This is a genomic window from Anaerobacillus sp. 1_MG-2023, from assembly GCF_030547345.1.
In the GTDB taxonomy this organism is placed as follows: domain Bacteria; phylum Bacillota; class Bacilli; order Bacillales; family Guptibacillaceae; genus Guptibacillus; species Guptibacillus hwajinpoensis_B.
The window spans coordinates 131,328-148,498 of the sequence record NZ_JAUORD010000013.1; the positions used below are offsets into that span (position 1 = coordinate 131,328).

The window sequence follows — 17,171 nt, forward strand, 5'->3', positions numbered from 1 at the left end:
AATTTGTAAGCGATTACTTTATGGGGAGGTAAAAAAAATGAATCTACAAAACGTCACTTCTCTCGATTTAATTAAGATAAATCAAAATTATGCTACAAAACGTGAAGCGATTGAATCATTAACTGAAGCGCTGGAAGTAGCAGGAAAGCTATCAGATAGAGATCAATACTTCAACGCTGTGTTAGAACGAGAGAAGCTTTCACCGACAGGTTTTGAAGGTGGACTTGCGATTCCGCACGGTAAATCGAAAGGTGTTAAAGAGGCAGCCTTCGCTGTAGCGACAGTAAAAAAGCCGATAGAAGATTGGGAAAGTGTGGATCCGACAAACCAGGTTGATTTGGTTTTTCTACTGGCTATCCCTGAAGCGGAAGCAGGATCAACACATGTCTCTCTCTTAGCAGAGTTAGTCACACGCCTATCGGATTCAACTTATAAAGATCAATTAGTCAAAATGAAAACAGCAGATGAAGTATATGAGGCTCTTGGTGACGCTGAAGATAAACCTCAAGAGGAAGAAGTCACAAGTAAGGAGACTCGACCGCTTGTGCTAGGTGTTACGGCCTGTCCCGCAGGAATTGCCCATACTTATATGGCAGCAGAAGCACTGATGAAGGCCGCAAAAGAATTGAATGTAAGAATGAAAGTAGAGAAGCAAGGTGCCAATGGCATCGAAGGTCGTCATACAAAGAAAGACTTAAGTGAAGCAGTTGGTGTTATTTTTGCAAATGACGTAGCTGTAAAGGACCAGGGACGCTTCAAACACTTACCAACTGTGAAAACGAATGTCGCTTCCCCTATGAAAGAGGGCAAAGGATTAATTGAAAAAGTCCTTCAGAAGAAACAATCTTCCACTTCAAACACGGAACATCTAGATAAGATGAGTGAAGATGAAGACAACAAACCTTTTAAAACCGAAATAAAAGATTCAATTCTAACGGGAATCTCGTACATTATTCCAATCATTGTCGCAGGTGGAATGATTTCAGCATTTGCCACACTTATTGCGCAGGGATTTGGGTTAGAAGATGTGCTAGCAACCGAGGGATCGTGGTTATTCCAGGTTAAAACGTTAGGTGGCCTGTTACTTAGCACACTAATGGTTCCAATTCTTGCTGCCTACATGGCATACTCCATCGCGGATAAACCTGGTCTCGGACCTGGATTTGCAGCTGGTGTCGCAGCCAATATGATTGGAAGCGGATTCCTTGGTGGGATGCTTGGTGGTTTCCTTGCTGGTTATCTATTGAAATACATGAAGCAAAAAATTAAGCCTAGTGGTACTTTCGCAGGATTTGTAAGCTTTTGGGTGTATCCGGTGCTCGGTTCTCTTATCACCATTTTAATTATGTTATTTGTCGTTGGCGAGCCAGTTACGTGGCTAAATGAAACGCTACTTAACTGGCTTGATGGTATGACAGGAACGAATGCGATTATTCTAGGAGCATTAATTGGAGGGTTTGTATCCTTTGATTTAGGCGGTCCAGTCAATAAAGCAGCATACACATTTTGTATTGGAGCCATGGCGAGCGGTAACTTTATTCCTTATGCCACTTTCGCTTCAGTCAAAATGGTATCAGCCTTCTCTGTTACTGCAGCTACTATCATTGCGAATAAATCGTTTAGTCAAAGTGAAAAAGCCGTTGGGAAACAAACGTGGATTCTTGGTTTAGCTGGAATTACGGAGGGGGCAATCCCGTTTATGATAAATGACCCTTTACGCGTTATTCCTTCACTAGTAGCAGGATCAGCTGTTACTGGAGCGATTATTTCAGTGGCTAACATTGGTTTGAATGTTCCAGGTGCAGGTATTTTTTCACTTGCTCTCCTTCAAGGAGGAACGGGCGGGATTATGAATGCAATCATTTGGTTTGGTGCCGCCGTAATTGGTGCAGCCATTTCAACTGTACTTCTTATTTTAACGAGAAAACAAAAGATCAAAAAATATGGATATGAAAAAGCATTAAAGCAACAAGCAGCATAATTTTTGAATGAGGTGAGCAGCTATGACAAAAAACGTCCACATCGTTCCTCACATGCACTGGGATCGAGAATGGTATTTTTCAACAGAAGAATCACGTATATTACTTGTGAATAATATGGAAGAAATATTAACAAGATTAGAAAATGATCCTGATTATCCTTATTATGTACTAGATGGACAGACAGCGATCTTAGAGGATTTCTTTGAGATTCGTCCGGACCAAAGAGAACGCGTGAAGAAACTTGTTCAAGCAGGTAAGTTGATTATTGGCCCGTGGTACACGCAGACGGACGAGATGGTTGTTGGGGGAGAGTCCATTGTACGAAATCTTTATTACGGTATGAAAGATAGCGCAGAATTTGGTGAGCCAATGAAAATTGGCTATCTCCCTGATTCTTTTGGACAATCTGCTCAGATGCCGCAAATTCTAAATGGGTTTGATATTAAATATTCGATTTTCTGGAGAGGAACTTCTGAGAATCACGGTACGGATAAAACCGAATTTTATTGGACTGCTCCTGGGGAGTCAAAAGTTCTTGTACAACTTATGCCGCTTGGTTATGCCATTGGGAAGTATCTACCTGAAGAAGAAGCTGCATTACAAAAAAGAATGGATAAATATTTTACTGTGCTCGATCGAGGCGCTACAGGCGAAGATGTGCTCCTTCCAAATGGACATGACCAGATGCCTATCCAGCAAAACATATATGAAGTAATCTCGGTATTGAAAAAACTTTATCCAGATAGAGAGTTTTTCTTAAGCAGATACGAGGACTTACTCGAAAAAATCGAAAAAAATGAAGGTCTTGATGAGATTTACGGAGAGTTTCTTCACGGTAAATACCAGCGCGTCCATAGAAGTATTTACTCAACTAGAGCGGATATAAAAGCAGCAAATACTCGGATTGAGAATAAACTGACGAATCATCTAGAACCTTTAGCATCACTCGCCTACAAACTAGGATTTGAGTATCATCACGGTTTATTTGAGCCGATATGGAAAGAAATTATGAAAAACCATGCACATGATAGTATCGGATGTTGCTGTTCTGATAAAGTTCATGCGGAAATTATGGCGCGCTTCCAGAATGCTGAAGAACGGACAGACCGCTTGATCGATTTCTATAAACGTAAAATCACAGACCATATCAATACAGATCGCAAAGAGGATCGTCTTGTTTTCTTTAATCTTCTTCCTGAGGACCGCGAAGAAGTAACAACAACGACTGTCACGACAAAGTTTAGTTCATTTAAACTCATGGACGACCATGGAGAAGAACTCGAATACGAAATTCTTTCTACAAAAGTGATTGATCCCGGCTTAATTGACCGACAAATCGTACATTACGGAAACTATGATCCTTTTGTAGAATTTACAATTGAAGTGAAAACCCAACTTCCTGGTATCGGATATCACACTTACTATGTAGTTGAAACAAACGATCATCAACGAGCACTTCCAAGAGAAAACCATCGCTCCGTTGAAACGGTTGCTTACTCGATTCAGTTTGAGCAAAACGGTACGTTATCACTAACTGATAAACAGACTGGTCAAACTCATGTTGGCGTTCTTGGACTTGAGAATGTTGGGGATGATGGTGATGAATATGATTTCTCTCCTTTAGAAGGAGAAATACCACGCTTTAGTGCTGAGGAAATAACGGATGCTCAATTCAGTTTACAGTCAACACCACATACTCATCATGTTAAGATCGCTTATCAATGGATTGTACCGGCGGATCTTGAAGCGAGAAAGCAAGATGATGGGCGTATGGAAAACGTAGATTTCCATATTGAGCTTACGATTCCAATTGAAAGTAATGCGATCGAAGTTTCATGTAAAGTTAAAAATATTGCGAAAGATCACCGGATCCGCGTCATGATTCCAACAAATATTTCCAGTTCCTTTTCTTTTGCCGATCAACAATTTGGTACAATTGATCGTAACGTTATCGATGATGGAATGGCGGTTTGGGAGTCAGAAGGTTGGGATGAACGACCGGATGCGATTTATCCTTTCCTTAGTTATGTGGGCCTTGAGGATCTGGAGAAGAGCGCGTTTGTCATGACGAAAAGCGTTCGAGAATATGAGATTATCGGAGACTCCTATGACACTATTGCGCTTACGTTATTTAGAAGTGTTGGGGTTCTTGGAAAGGAAGAACTTGTTCGACGACCAGGACGTCCATCAGGAATCAAATTACCAACACCTGATTCACAAATGCTTGGCGAATATACCTTTGACTTTGGATTCGCTTATGTGGAAGGAAATCGAGATGCAGCTAAAGTAGCCCAACGTGTGAAAAGATATGTCAGTCCTTTTCTTTCGTATAACAAAATCCCACATAATGCAATGAAGTTAAATAAAGAAAACGTTCAAGTTCCTTCTGAATTCAGTTGGTTTTCTTTTGAAGAAACAGAGCTAGTGATGAGTACGTTGAAAAAGGCTGAATCTGAAGATGCTTTCATCATTCGATACTATAATCCTTCTCGTCAAGATCAAACGATTAGGTTAGATCATCCCGCTATTCATAAAGTGGAGGAAGCGAATTTAAATGAAGTTAGGGTTGATAATCATCACAAAGAATCCAACGTTTTGTTTTTACCTAGTCAGGTGAAGAGCTTCTTGATTCAATAGCCAGGGAGGTGGAGAAATGAATGTATTGATTGCAATGGACTCATTCAAAGGTTCTCTTTCCTCGAAGGATGCAGGTGAAGCGGTTAAGGTAGGTGTTAAGAGAGTCTTCCCAAATAGTTTCGTTGAAATTATTCCTGTGGCAGATGGAGGAGAAGGGTCACTAGAGGCAATCCAGACAATTCCCGGACAGTTCGAGACGGCGGAGATTCATCAGCTAGATGGGAAGTTAAAGAAAGCTCGGTATTATCGAGCGGGTCAAACTGCTTATATTGAATCAGCTGAAGCAGTTGGATTGCACTTGATCTCTTCTGAAGAACTTAAACCTTCACGGTTAACAAGCTACGGTGTCGGTGAATTAATTCAGGATGCAGAGGACAAAGGCGCAAGTGACATTTACGTTTTTCTCGGGGGGACTGGTACAACGGATGGAGGACTTGGATTGTTACAAGCACTTGGATATACGTGTTTAGATCACTCCGGTAAAGAACTGCCACTCCTCCAGAATCCTTTGCAACATACTATGACGATCCGTAAAAGTAACACGAAGCTGAGCGCTAACCTCTATTTGGTGACAGATGTAGATAATTCTTACGCAGGAAAACGTGGAGCGGCTTATGTTTTTGGACCACAAAAAGGGATGAAGAAAGAAGAGATTCCCTCCTACGATGCTGCCCTTCATAGAGTGGCAGACCTTCTTTCTATATCCGAACGACAAAAAGGTGCTGGTGCAGCCGGTGGAATTGGCGGAGCTCTCTATTCTCTTGGTGCAACTTATGTACCCGGTATAAAGTGGATGCTTCAACTTTTGAAAGTTGAAGAAAAGCTGTCTGTCGTAGACATTGCCTTTACTGGTGAAGGGCAAATCGATTGTCAAACGGCTTATGGGAAAGTACCAGCTGGTGTTGGAGAACTAGCCAAAAAGCATCGTGTTTCTTGCTTTGCATTAGCAGGGCAGGTCGTTGAACCAGTGCATAACTTATATGAGAAATTAACGGGAGTTGTTTCGATACAGCAGGGATGCCATTCACTACAACATGCGCTTAAACCAGACATCACGAAAGCACAACTTGCTTTTTCAGCTGAACAAGTAATGCGCATTTGGAGTAGCGAAAGAAACAAGTAAACGATGAATAGTGATCAAAGCCCGATTCCTTTCTAACGCACGAAAGGAATCGGGCTTTTCTCTCCATTATTTAACTAAAGATTCTCTCATGAGTTCTTTATAAGTTGAAATCTTCTTTGTTAACATGTCATCCGTCGCGAGCAGTGTTTCTATTTGATCACGAATATACTGCTGGTGTTCTTCAAGAAGATTAAGACGGGCATTCGCCGTGTGCTCTCCTTCTAGAAATAGCCTCGTATATTTTTTGATCTGGGATACGGGCATTTGGGTTTCTCTTAATTTCTTAACAAATTGCAACCAATGCAAGTGCTTTTCGTCGAATTGTCTAACACCACTATCATTACGAATAGGATCAATGATTCCTTCTTTTTCATAATAACGAAGGGTATGAGCACTTATGTCAACCTTTTCGGCTATTTCACTTATCGAGTACATTCAATCGCCTCTCACTTTTTAGTTATCGTTTGACTTAGAGTGCACTCAAACGTCTACAATAAGATTGTATCATAATGACTAAGTGGAGGGATTGACATGAAGTACACCGTTATTACAGGAGCAAGTTCAGGTATTGGATATGAAGCTGCACTAGCGTTTGCGGCAAGAGGGAAGAACCTTGTGATTGTCGCGCGTCGCACAGCGAAATTAGAAGAATTGAAAAGCGAAGTACACAAGATCAATTCTGACCTTGATGTGATTATTCGTGAAGCGGATTTATCTTTGAATGATAATGTTTACGCATTCTATGAAAGCTTAGAAAATATTGAAATTGAAACATTCATTAACAATGCAGGATTCGGTAATTTCGATCCAGTTGGTGAGCAGAAGCTTCCTAAAATTGAAACAATGCTTCGTTTGAACAATGAGGCGTTAACGATTCTTTCGTCCTTGTATGTTCGTGACTATGCGAATGTAGAAGGAACGCAATTGATTAACGTTTCATCTGGTGGAGGCTATACGATCGTAGCCGATGCCGTGACGTATTGTGCAACGAAATTCTTTGTAAGTGCCTTTACAGAAGGTCTTGCACAGGAGCTTCAAGGACAGGGGGCAAAAATGCAGGCTAAAGTTCTGGCACCTGCAGCGACGGAGACAGAATTTGCAAACCGTTCAATGGATGTAGATAATTTCGAATATGAAGGCACTGTGCCAAAGTTTCATACAGCAAAAGAAATGGCAGACTTTATGCTAGATCTTTACGATAGCAATAAGGTCGTTGGAATCGTTGATGGCAATACGTATGAATTCCAATTGAAAAACCCAATCTATCCTTATGTAGCACGAAACCGTTAATGAAAATCCTCCTGTCATTTCGACAGGAGGATTTCCTTATGTAAGTTTCATACTAAATTTCTGAAGTAAATCCATTAACGCTGGTCTCTCATTATTAGCTCGTCCAATTACATGTGTTGCGGTTACTAATGAATTCAGAACGGCTTCTTCCGTTGCTTCCCCAACGGCACGAAAAGCGGTGTCGATTTCTTCTTCATGAATGGTTTCCAGTGTTTGAGTTTGCGGTTTATATTGATGAGAGACTGTGTTAGCGGTGGAAAACCCAATGATAACCTCACCACTACCTGTTGTGATAATGGATCCTGTTCTTGCAAGACCTGTAGAAGCCCGTTTAATAATACGATGAAGTTGTCTTTCAGAAACGGGAAGATCTGTTGCAACAATCACCATGACGGACCCTTTATCTCTTTCTTCCCATGAATGTAGAAGAGCTTCTTTTAACTTCTTGCCTACTTTCTTTCCATTCACGTGCAGATCACGAAGAATACCAAAGTTCGTGACAACAAGGACACCGAGGGTATAGCTCCCATGTTGGAGTTTTATTTTTCTTGAAGCAGTGCCAATTCCACCTTTTAACGAGTAGCATAGCATGCCTCTCCCAGCTCCAACAGAGCCTTCCTCAAATGTACTAGAAGTATTTGCGATTGCTTCATGAACGTGATGCTTTCGAACGTGACGTTCTCGAATATCATTTAAGAACATATCATTACATTCGCCGATAATAGGATTAACAGTCCCGGTCGTGTTGCCAATCTCAGGATTTTGTTCCAACATATAATCAAACACCGCATCGGCAGCCGTTCCGATACTTAACGTATTCGTTAAGATAATTGGCGTCTCAAGCGTACCAAGCTCATTCAGCTGAATGGTTCCCATTGTTTTACCAAACCCGTTAAGAATATAGGACGATGCAATTAGTTTATTCTGAAACAAATTCCCTTGATGGGGTAAGATCGCTGTTACGCAAGTTTGCACTTCCCCATTATTTAGAGTAGTATGTCCGACGGTTACTCCTTCCACGTCCGTAATCGCATTTTTTTCGCCTGGTTCCATTTCCCCAATGGTAACTCCGTAATCTCGCAATCTTTTCTGACTCAAATCATCACTCCTCTTTTCTATTAGTTTACTATTATTTCAATTTGAGCCAAGTCCCTCAAGCAAATGTTAACTGTAAAATATGGTATAATTGACGAGACGTATAAAGAGTAATGTGAATTTGTCATGCAACAGATAACTAGTAGAAAAGAGTGAAATAGAATGGGCCGTAAATGGAATAACATTAAGGAAAAGAAAGCATCAAAAGATGCGAATACAAGTCGAATTTATGCAAAGTTTGGTCGTGAAATTTATGTAGCAGCAAAGCAGGGGGAACCGGATCCAGTAGCTAACCAGGCTCTTCGCTTAGTTCTCGAACGTGCGAAAACATACAACGTACCAAAAGCAATTATTGACCGTGCGATTGAAAAAGCGAAAGGCGGAGCGGATGAAAATTACGACACGCTTCGTTATGAAGGATTTGGTCCAAGCGGATCCATGGTGATCGTTGATACGTTAACAAACAACGTAAACCGCACGGCATCTGACGTTCGTTCAACATTTGGGAAAAATGGTGGAAACATGGGCGTGAACGGTTCAGTTGCCTACATGTTCGACTCAACAGCCGTATTCGGGATTGAAGGCAAATCAGCAGATGAAGTACTTGAGCTGTTAATGGAAGCAGATCTAGATGTGCGTGACATTATGGAAGAAAATGAGGTTGTTATCGTCTATGCTGAGCCTGACCAGTTCCATGCGGTGCAGGAAGCATTTAAAAATGCGGGGATTACTGAGTTTACCGTAGCTGAACTTACGATGCTTGCACAAAACGACGTTGAGCTTGCCGGAGAAGATCAGGAGCAGTTCTTAAAAATGATCGATGCGCTTGAAGAATTAGAAGATGTGCAACAGGTATATCATAACGTTGAACTAGGCGAAGAATAAAACAAAGACAAAAGAGCGGACTTCCGGATTTGGGAAGTCCGCTCTTTGAATATGGATTGACATTCGATTATGAAAATGTTCTTTATTTCTTTATTACTTCTTTTCTTCTTTAATGTTAAAAGCAATGTCTTTTTGGATGCATAGTTTCCAATCGCCGTATATCCGTAAAAATAACCATAAAGATACCAGTTACAAGGTGACGAGGATGGCTATAAAAGTCTGATATCACAAGTCTTAGATGTTGGAACAAAAGTCCAAGTATCGGTGTGAGAATCTTGATTAATTGTATAAAATCATCACTACAGGCACCGGAAGAACAGCGTCACAGAAGTTTGTATGAATAACAGGAAATGATTCCTTTCCAATACAATAGAATGCTTCTAGTCTTTTCTTTTTTGAATGTTTTTAACCGAATTTTATTAGAAATTATGTTTTGTGAATAGGGAAGTTCAGTGATTTTGTGGAATAATATGTTAATATTGGTTATGAGGATAATAGAAGTAGTTGTTCAATTAAAGGGCAGTGATTCTTGAAGACTTGAATTCGAGATAATATAGTTTCAAGAGTTAATACTTTATGGACTTGAATATAAATAAAAGTATTTTTAAGAAATTTTCTATCTTCATAAAACTCCTAATTAGTCCTGAGTATGAGGGACTCTCAGTAATAATTGGGCATTCTCTTTACCTGTAAAATTTATTTCCCTGTTTTCTTTAAAAGTTAATAATGTAATATCTACTTCTTTATGAAAGATTTTCTCTAAACTTGATGTAAGTTGTCTTCTAACTTCTAAGGCTTTTATATAATCGCTATAACTACTAGCTTCAAATAATATTAAGATGTCTATATCATTAAAGTCAGAAGAAAATAAGGAAGAGCCAAATAAATAAAACTCAGTATTTGTTATTTTAATTGTCCTTTGCAAAAGGATCCTCTTTATCTGTTTTCTTAACATAATTCCAAAATTCATCGAAATTCAGAGCTCCTAAAAATTCCCCAATATTAAATAATCCTACTTCTTCTTGTCTAGCCGCATTTTTCGCATCAAGAGTATATCGATTCCAGTTTGAACTTGTTACTATCGCATTTGCAATGGGAAATTCTTTCTTAAAATAAATGTATTCGGCAAAACCAATTGTGTAACAGTCTACTAGTAATAAATTTATCTCTACTAAACCTGTACATCGTTGTATTTTATAGAAATACTCATCTGTCTTTGTGAAATTAACTACTTTATTATGTGCTGAAAGTCTTTCCTCTAAGAAAGCTAGACTTGTCTTATGCGGTTTCATTTAGAACCCTCCTCTATCATTTGTGAAAATTCAATTGGAAAACGAGGTACTGCTTGCAGGTCTAATCTGGTTTGACTGTTCATTTCAAATGCTTGAGCATGTTCTTTGAAACGATAAAATATTAGTTTTTGTGTATAATTCAACAATGCAATATTGTTAGATATTAAATTAATTATTTTTTTATTGTTTGGTATTATGGTCGTATGTTTCTTTAAATCCCATATTTCTGCAACTTCAGAAAAGGGGTTATGGTTAGCTACCAATGAATCGGGACCGTATTGCTTATATACTTGATTATTGTCTAATAGTATTTCTGAAACCTTATTACATAGCATTTCAAACGTTTCTATACTTACTTCACTTAAAGCATTTTCTACTTTTTTTTCATGATTTTTTTTCCAATCTAGTATTTGGGCTACACTAAACTCTTTAGGTGCTTTATCAATATTCCTATGGTGTGTTGGACAAAGTAGAATAAGATTTTCGTATGTATCTTTGCTTTTGTTCAAATAAATCTCACTTCCTCGGGGTCCGTTTTCACTTCGAGCAATTACATGTGCCATTTCTCCTAAAGTTATATAGCCAGACTCATAATTTCTTGTAAGATTTTCATTGCACTCTGGATGTGAGCAAAAACCAGCAGCTCTCCCCCATAAGAGTTTAATATCCTTTTCCGTTATTCCCAATATTCAGCCTCCTATAGTATAATTACAAACGAACATTCCATTTTTTTACTTTAATTCTACTATATAAAGTATAGATTAACTATAGTTAGTTATTAAAAATACTTTTAGAGGTGCATTTTATTTAGCTGCAATTGACCAAGTGTTTCAAATAAAGATAGATAAGGGTGGAAGAATATTGAAGAAAGAAGAAGCAGTTATAATATCATGGAAAATTGCTACTCTATCAAATCCAACAAATGAAATAATGAAATTATTAATGGGATTGGAATATAAATTAGTCTTGGAGTTATTATTGATATTAAGAAAAAATCCCGCTGAGTTAAAAGATCCATTGGCATTTATAAAAGCATTAATAGCAAATCCTCAAGAATTCCAATGCCAATTAACGAATACATCGAAGAAAAATGTTGATAAATCAATAGATTTGTCAGAACTGAGTCCTATTGAGTTGGGGAATACCAGGAAAAAAGAGTCGATAAAATATATAATTCCTTTTTTGGAGTCCGATAATTTACAAGAAAAAACACAAGCTACAACTGCCATTAAGAAGCTAGCTAGAGCATTTCCAAGTGATTCAGAAAAAGCCTTGGATATATTAGCAAAGAACCTGAATGATGCTCATCCTAGAGTGAGACATTATACACTTTCGACTTTAGAAAGGTTTACACTCAGGAGCGAAATACTTACGAAGATATTATGGATGTCAGATAACGATGAAAAAGAATATATTCGTAAAGCAGCGCAAAGAATAGTCAAAAAAGAACATATTGGGTGTAAGAAAAGATATATAGGAAACAGGGGGATAGTTTATTTCTTAAGAGAAAAATTGTCCGGGAGTATAAAAATAGGTAGAACTCAAAATTTTGATAGAAGATTAGAAAATTTTGGGGTGAAGTTGCCTTTTGAAGTAGAGTTAATATATAAATTTGAATGCGGTGATTGTAACCAAGTCGAGAAAATGCTACACGATTATTTTGATAAAAAGAGAATAGATGGTGAATGGTTCGATATAAGAATTGATGATTTAGCCTGGATAATAAATGGGGATTATCCTGAAGGAATAAAAAAATTCATATAGATAAAAGTAGAACTATGGATACATAAAAGTCAAATTAGGAAAATAACTTATTGCATCACTTTGAGTATAATTTCCTGTTATTCTACATACTGAACATTGCTGGAATCGATTAGCTTCTAATTGTAATGTGAATGTTGTTGGATTTTTAATAATATAGCTTTCGGATTTCGGTTTATCTGTCGCCCTGTAAATCGCATTACTTTCCAACCTTTTGAGCGCAGATACTTGTCCTTACGGCGGTCATGGGCCTTTTGCTGGGTAGAAGAATGATACTGTTTTCCGTCACATTCTATAGCTAGTTTAAGGTAAGGAATCGCCAAGTCTATACGATAATTTCCTAATGGATATTGTGTTTCAACATAATAGTTGTTAAAAACTAGGACATCATATAGGCGGCGTTCGATTGGTGATTCGCACTTTGTGCGTTGAAATTGTGAGGGATTAAAGTTAACTTTGTCAGATTTAATATCAAGTAATCGGTTAAAAACCCAAATCAAAATAATAAGTACTAAAATAGCCAATAAACCCATAGCATTCACCTTATTAGCTTAATCAAACTGTCTCGATCTACTAATTTTACATCAGATTTTTTTGCTAATTTTTGAGCGTTAGGGGTAAAAAAACGGTTTGTAATAACCATTGCTTCTTTAGTTCTCCAATAAATTCGTCCTGCAATAACTTCTTGAATTGCATCCACACCGATATTACTTGTGTAACATTTTACTTGTACTGCTATCTTGTTCCGTCTCTTACGCAAGATTAAATCAACCCCGTAATCTCCAGACCGAGGTGTTAACTTGATGTTATACCCTTTTGCTTGAAATATATCAGCTAAATAATCTTCAAATTCTGTACCTGTCATTCCGTCTATTATATTAATATCAGACGTTAAGGTGAAATTTTTAAAATATAATTTATAAACTATTGTAATTGCTTTTATAACAATAAATAACAAAAGAATAATAAGCAAGGACTTTAAAATTTGTTTACTGTATACATTCAATATGGCGTATGTAAAAATACCTCCAATTATTATCGTTTCTTTATCTCGAGTTTTTATAAATTTAAATACTTTAGTTGTCATGGTAATCACCTCTTTATTTATATTATTTTAGGGAAAGGTGCTACCTTTTATACATTAAGAAGAGCTCTAATATTAAACGTTTATTACTTATTTTTATATAAAAGAAAATGTAAAAATATTCGTTCTCTCAATTCATTACCTTTTCATGTCTAGAAAACTACTCATTAAATAATATCTTCCAGAGCATCTGAGCTTATCTGTAATAAGATAGGCTCTTTTTATCTGAAATAAAAGATTGAGTTATGTGAATTGTTTTGAAATAATTGGTATTAAAGGTTTAGGCAGCATACCTGTTATGTAGTAAATTAATTCGGTAGATGTTCAATCATCCATGCAAGGTTATTAAATCAAGAAGTTACTCATACGAGGTTCAAAAAGTCATAAAAACTTTTATTTGAAGGGGCGAGTTTATGGGGTTATCATTATCGGAAAAATTAACTTACAGTACAGTAAGGATTGAATGTACTTCAGATGAAGGTAAATCTACGGGGACAGGTTTCTTTTATGCAATGAACGATGGAGAAAGGTATATTCCAGTTATAGTAACCAATAAACATGTAATCGAAGATTCTAAAGATGGTGTTATTCATTTTAATTTAGCAGATAACAACGGAGATCCTATTGAAGGACAATATCATAAGGTAGTGATCAGTAATTTTGAATCTAGTTGGATAAAACATCCTGATTCAGAAATTGATTTATGCATTTTTCCATTTGCTCAGATACTATATAAATTTGAAGAACAAGGGATAAAGCCATTTTATATTCCAGTCGACAAATCACTTCTAATGGATAATAATCAATTAAAAGAATTAAACTCAATTGAAGAAATTGTAATGGTAGGTTATCCAAATGGAATATGGGATGCAATAAACAATATGCCAATTATAAGACGAGGAATTACAGCTACCCATCCAGGATTAAATTATAATGGAAAACAAGAGTTTATGATTGATGCAGCATGTTTCCCGGGCTCCAGTGGTTCTCCGGTCTTTTTATATAATCCATCCAGTTATAATGATAAAAAGGGTAATACGGTCATTGGTTCAAGAATAAAACTATTAGGAGTTTTATATGCGGGTCCACAACATACTGCTTCGGGGGAAGTTAAGGTTATTAATGTTCCAACTGTGGAAAAACCTATTGCAATATCAAGAATTCCAAACAATCTTGGTTTAATCATTAAATCTTATATACTTAATGACTTTGAATCCATCTTAAAAGAATTCAACTAATATAAGTTAAATATTTATTCAGTAAACTCGGAGCATATCTGCAATACTATAGAAGCTAAACGCCCTAAACATTCTACAAAACTAGGTGCATTTCCAATATAGGAATGCATCTTTTTTTAATATTAAATTCCTTATTATGTTAATATTGTTACTATTAAGTGGAAAATGAAATAGAGGTGTAGGTTTGGATTTTCTTACTGAGAAAGTGATGTACATTTCGTTATTTATATTAATCATTCATACAATTGAAACATTGGCTTATGCTGTTCGCCTATCTGGGGCACGAGTTGGTTTAATTGCCTCTGCTTTATCTCTCTTTAATTTAATTGTGATAGTTTCAAGAATGGCCAATATGATGCAGCAACCCTTTACAGGAAGTTTAGTAGACTCTGCTCCTTCCTCTAACACCTTGGCTTTTGTGGAGAGTCAGTATAGGGTAATTATTGGTGCTTCAACGATCGGTACTCTTGTTGGCATCGTTTTGTTACCTACTTTTATTGCCTTATTTTCTAGAGCTATTATTCACTTATCCAAAAAGGGAGGATCTATTCCTTCTTTGCTGAAAACTCTTTTTTCATTGGAGTATATAAAACGAGGGTTAAATCAGATGCACTTCCCAAACCGTACATATTTACAGGGAATCTCATTAAATGACATACCTAAAAGGCTGTTTCTGATCAATATGGTAGTAACAGCGATATACACGATTGGTGTTTTATCAGCCCTTTATGCGGCGCTGCTAGCCCCGGAAAGATCGTCAACAGCTATAATGGCTTCAGGATTAATTAATGGGATAGCTACTATCCTTTTGGTTGTGTTCGTAGACCCAAAAATATCAGTAATGGCTGATAACGTCATTAACAAACGTGGCGACTATTCAAAATTAAAGAATGTGTCACTTATGATGGTCACATCAAGATTATTGGGCACTTTACTTGCACAAATTTTGTTTATTCCAGGAGCAAAATATATTGCTTGGTTTACTAAATTCATTGTTTAAACCGTTTCTTTGCTTACTCAAGTATCTCGGAGCTTATCTTAAATAAGATAGGCTCCTTTTATTTGGGAAATAGGTAGATTTATCAACGTTATTTTGAATTAATTGGATTTGACATGTTGGCTGAAGTTGTACATAACTGAACATTTTAAGCGCAAATCCATTTTGGAGGTCACGATGAATTTTAAAACCCCTGCTCCACCGTTCTTCGTCGAATAAATTACTTAAAATGAGTAATATGGAAAAATATTATTACCTCCAAATTGAAGAGAGAAGGTATACATATGGCAAATAAACTTAAAAAGAAGCAAATTGACTTAACCTCACTAATTGATCTAACTTTAAAAGTACCGACCGTAAAAGTTGACCGAAAAGACTTTTTAACGAAAAGATTTGCTGATCGAGTATCTAAGGAAAAGTTGAATCAAATTTTAGCATTAGGACCATACAAAGCTGGGGTTAATAGATCTGAGCTCGATAATGTTGCAAAAGCTGTAATTCATAAAAGATCATTAAAAAGTGCTGGACTTGGATTTGCTACAGGTGTTCCAGGTGGATTAGCAATGGCGGGGACAATTCCGGCAGACTTATATCAATTTTTTGGAAATTCGGTGGTTTTAGCCCAAGAATTGGCTTATTTATATGGGCATGATGACTTATGGCTTGATGAACATACCGATATGGAAGAAGCTCGAAATGAAATAATCATGTTTTTAGGTGTTATGTTTAGCGTTGCAGGAACAGCAAATGCCTTAAAGTTTATTTCGAACGGATTATCTAAACAATTGCTAAAAAAGTTACCGCAAAAAGCTCTTACAAAAACGCTTTACTACCCTATAATTAAGAAATCTCTTTTATACATTGGGATAAAAGTGAATAAAGATGTATTTGCTAAGGGCGTCGCAAAAGTTGTACCAGTACTAGGAGGAGCAGTTGGTGGAACTTTAACCTATATAAGTATGCGGCCAATGGGTAACAGGCTGTATAAAGCACTATCTGAAGCATTAGTGCTATCTGAAGAAGGCTTATATGATGAATATAAGGCTATGAAAGAATACTTCCCAGATATTATTGATATAGATTTTTCGGACATAGATAATTAAGACGATCCTGAAGGGGGTAGCGCAGGAAAATGAGAATTTACAACGCTAAGTATCAAATACCTTTACCAGTGTTTCCTCAGGTCATATGGATTTTAATGTTCTAACACCATCTTTTATTTACTTTAGCTCGAAACTAGGTCTTCATGAATAGGGGCAACTCAAGAATATTGAATTGAGTCCATTGTTCTATTAAATCGGAGCGATTACTTCACATTTATTGAAAGGATGTTGTGATATTTTCAAGTCAGATCTTACTAATAAAGTAATAGACTTAATAGCGTGGATACTTCTTTATTGTTTTGTTATTAGTCAAGTGGATATATTTTTGAATTCATTTACAACTGGTTTATTTATTATCGCTACTGTAGTGGGGCTGTTTAAAGTAATACGTAATATAAGAGGAATAATAAAAGTAACTAGGAATAACAAAAGCAGAGTCAACAGAGTCAATAATAAATAAGAATTCATTTTAATCGATAATCTTTTATGCAGAATAATAGAAGATAACCAATCTTCTGCTATCTCGGAGCGAATCAAGAGTAACTCATAAATGCAATTACAGGGGGCGGGGAGCCAAAGTATGGATCAATTATATATGTCATTAAAGAAAGCTGGTTTGATATTTAAGGACACTAGTGAGTATGGAAAAGTTGATTTTATTCTTCTTGAAACTTCGGAAGACGG

The 17,171-nt window shown here is 36.9% G+C and carries 16 protein-coding genes; 9 read left to right on the plus strand and 7 right to left on the minus strand.

What is annotated here, in order from left to right:
* The first annotated feature begins 37 nt into the window (after positions 1-37).
* The 3 genes from mngA to Q4550_RS19110 are packed head-to-tail and all read left to right on the plus strand — an operon-like array spanning position 38 to position 5,742.
* A complete protein-coding gene (mngA, locus tag Q4550_RS19100) occupies positions 38-1,981 on the plus strand; it encodes a PTS 2-O-a-mannosyl-D-glycerate transporter subunit IIABC (RefSeq protein ID WP_303535282.1) in 1,944 nt (647 codons plus the stop codon).
* 22 nt (positions 1,982-2,003) lie between these two features.
* Positions 2,004-4,619 carry a mannosylglycerate hydrolase gene (gene mngB, locus Q4550_RS19105; RefSeq protein WP_303535284.1) on the plus strand — a complete coding sequence of 872 codons (2,616 nt, stop codon included), beginning with the start codon at positions 2,004-2,006 and terminating at the stop codon, positions 4,617-4,619.
* Between the two features lie 16 nt (positions 4,620-4,635).
* A complete protein-coding gene (locus tag Q4550_RS19110) occupies positions 4,636-5,742 on the plus strand; it encodes a glycerate kinase family protein (protein ID WP_303535285.1) in 1,107 nt (368 codons plus the stop codon).
* A 66-nt stretch (positions 5,743-5,808) separates the two neighbouring features.
* Here Q4550_RS19110 and Q4550_RS19115 read toward each other — a convergent pair whose 3' ends face one another.
* On the minus strand, positions 5,809-6,177 hold the full coding sequence (locus Q4550_RS19115; RefSeq protein WP_303535287.1) for a MerR family transcriptional regulator: 369 nt from the start codon (positions 6,175-6,177) through the stop codon (positions 5,809-5,811).
* A 96-nt stretch (positions 6,178-6,273) separates the two neighbouring features.
* Between Q4550_RS19115 and Q4550_RS19120 the strand changes: the two genes are divergently transcribed.
* Complete coding sequence (locus tag Q4550_RS19120; RefSeq protein ID WP_303535289.1) at positions 6,274-7,032, plus strand: SDR family NAD(P)-dependent oxidoreductase; 759 nt, start codon at positions 6,274-6,276, stop codon at positions 7,030-7,032.
* A 36-nt stretch (positions 7,033-7,068) separates the two neighbouring features.
* Here Q4550_RS19120 and Q4550_RS19125 read toward each other — a convergent pair whose 3' ends face one another.
* Positions 7,069-8,085: a DmpA family aminopeptidase gene (locus Q4550_RS19125; protein ID WP_483298573.1), complete on the minus strand. Its 1,017-nt coding sequence runs from the start codon at positions 8,083-8,085 to the stop codon at positions 7,069-7,071.
* Positions 8,086-8,289: 204 nt separating this feature from the next.
* Here Q4550_RS19125 and Q4550_RS19130 point away from each other — a divergent pair, with 204 nt between their 5' ends.
* Positions 8,290-9,012 (plus strand): YebC/PmpR family DNA-binding transcriptional regulator, encoded by a 723-nt coding sequence (locus Q4550_RS19130; RefSeq protein ID WP_303535292.1) that lies wholly within the window; start codon positions 8,290-8,292, stop codon positions 9,010-9,012.
* Positions 9,013-9,649: 637 nt separating this feature from the next.
* Here Q4550_RS19130 and Q4550_RS19135 read toward each other — a convergent pair.
* The 3 genes from Q4550_RS19135 to Q4550_RS19145 are packed head-to-tail and all read right to left on the minus strand — an operon-like array spanning position 9,650 to position 10,990.
* On the minus strand, positions 9,650-9,937 hold the full coding sequence (locus Q4550_RS19135) for a nucleotidyltransferase family protein (RefSeq protein ID WP_303535294.1): 288 nt from the start codon (positions 9,935-9,937) through the stop codon (positions 9,650-9,652).
* Positions 9,921-10,304, minus strand: coding sequence for a hypothetical protein (locus tag Q4550_RS19140; protein WP_303535296.1), 384 nt, complete (start codon positions 10,302-10,304; stop codon positions 9,921-9,923). Before Q4550_RS19140 ends, Q4550_RS19135 begins: the two co-directional genes overlap by 17 nt.
* Positions 10,301-10,990 (minus strand): HNH endonuclease signature motif containing protein, encoded by a 690-nt coding sequence (locus Q4550_RS19145; RefSeq protein ID WP_303535298.1) that lies wholly within the window; start codon positions 10,988-10,990, stop codon positions 10,301-10,303. The genes Q4550_RS19140 and Q4550_RS19145 overlap by 4 nt, the downstream gene beginning before the upstream one ends.
* Positions 10,991-11,165: 175 nt before the next feature.
* Between Q4550_RS19145 and Q4550_RS19150 the strand changes: the two genes are divergently transcribed.
* Positions 11,166-12,068 (plus strand): GIY-YIG nuclease family protein, encoded by a 903-nt coding sequence (locus Q4550_RS19150; protein ID WP_303535299.1) that lies wholly within the window; start codon positions 11,166-11,168, stop codon positions 12,066-12,068.
* A 116-nt stretch (positions 12,069-12,184) separates the two neighbouring features.
* Here the strand turns inward: Q4550_RS19150 and Q4550_RS19155 are convergent, their stop codons facing one another.
* Together Q4550_RS19155 and Q4550_RS19160 are read right to left on the minus strand one after the other, a co-directional pair.
* The gene (locus tag Q4550_RS19155) at positions 12,185-12,598 is read right to left on the minus strand and encodes an endonuclease domain-containing protein (protein ID WP_303535300.1); all 414 of its coding nucleotides are present in this window, start codon (positions 12,596-12,598) and stop codon (positions 12,185-12,187) included.
* 5 nt (positions 12,599-12,603) lie between these two features.
* A complete protein-coding gene (locus tag Q4550_RS19160; protein ID WP_303535301.1) occupies positions 12,604-13,152 on the minus strand; it encodes a restriction endonuclease in 549 nt (182 codons plus the stop codon).
* Between the two features lie 410 nt (positions 13,153-13,562).
* On the opposite strand from Q4550_RS19160, the gene Q4550_RS19165 reads away from it, so the two are divergent.
* The 3 genes from Q4550_RS19165 to Q4550_RS19175 all read left to right on the plus strand — a co-directional run bounded on the left by Q4550_RS19165 (position 13,563) and on the right by Q4550_RS19175 (position 16,487).
* Positions 13,563-14,387 carry a S1 family peptidase gene (locus tag Q4550_RS19165; protein WP_303535302.1) on the plus strand — a complete coding sequence of 275 codons (825 nt, stop codon included), beginning with the start codon at positions 13,563-13,565 and terminating at the stop codon, positions 14,385-14,387.
* 184 nt (positions 14,388-14,571) lie between these two features.
* Complete coding sequence (locus tag Q4550_RS19170) at positions 14,572-15,387, plus strand: lipid II flippase Amj family protein (protein ID WP_303535303.1); 816 nt, start codon at positions 14,572-14,574, stop codon at positions 15,385-15,387.
* A 281-nt stretch (positions 15,388-15,668) separates the two neighbouring features.
* Positions 15,669-16,487 (plus strand): bacteriochlorophyll 4-vinyl reductase, encoded by an 819-nt coding sequence (locus tag Q4550_RS19175; RefSeq protein WP_303535305.1) that lies wholly within the window; start codon positions 15,669-15,671, stop codon positions 16,485-16,487.
* The last annotated feature ends 684 nt before the right edge of the window (positions 16,488-17,171 follow it).

What these genes read in the sequence shown, in the direction of transcription:
- mngA (WP_303535282.1), top strand. Translation starts at nt 38, where the DNA reads ATGAATCTACAAAACGTCACTTCTCTCGATTTAATTAAGATAAATCAA.
- mngB (WP_303535284.1), top strand. Translation starts at nt 2,004, where the DNA reads ATGACAAAAAACGTCCACATCGTTCCTCACATGCACTGGGATCGAGAA.
- Q4550_RS19110 (WP_303535285.1), top strand. Translation starts at nt 4,636, where the DNA reads ATGAATGTATTGATTGCAATGGACTCATTCAAAGGTTCTCTTTCCTCG.
- Q4550_RS19115 (WP_303535287.1), bottom strand. Translation starts at nt 6,177, where the DNA reads ATGTACTCGATAAGTGAAATAGCCGAAAAGGTTGACATAAGTGCTCAT.
- Q4550_RS19120 (WP_303535289.1), top strand. Translation starts at nt 6,274, where the DNA reads ATGAAGTACACCGTTATTACAGGAGCAAGTTCAGGTATTGGATATGAA.
- Q4550_RS19125 (WP_483298573.1), bottom strand. Translation starts at nt 8,085, where the DNA reads ATGGAACCAGGCGAAAAAAATGCGATTACGGACGTGGAAGGAGTAACC.
- Q4550_RS19130 (WP_303535292.1), top strand. Translation starts at nt 8,290, where the DNA reads ATGGGCCGTAAATGGAATAACATTAAGGAAAAGAAAGCATCAAAAGAT.
- Q4550_RS19140 (WP_303535296.1), bottom strand. Translation starts at nt 10,304, where the DNA reads ATGAAACCGCATAAGACAAGTCTAGCTTTCTTAGAGGAAAGACTTTCA.
- Q4550_RS19155 (WP_303535300.1), bottom strand. Translation starts at nt 12,598, where the DNA reads ATGGGTTTATTGGCTATTTTAGTACTTATTATTTTGATTTGGGTTTTT.
- Q4550_RS19160 (WP_303535301.1), bottom strand. Translation starts at nt 13,152, where the DNA reads ATGACAACTAAAGTATTTAAATTTATAAAAACTCGAGATAAAGAAACG.
- Q4550_RS19165 (WP_303535302.1), top strand. Translation starts at nt 13,563, where the DNA reads ATGGGGTTATCATTATCGGAAAAATTAACTTACAGTACAGTAAGGATT.
- Q4550_RS19175 (WP_303535305.1), top strand. Translation starts at nt 15,669, where the DNA reads ATGGCAAATAAACTTAAAAAGAAGCAAATTGACTTAACCTCACTAATT.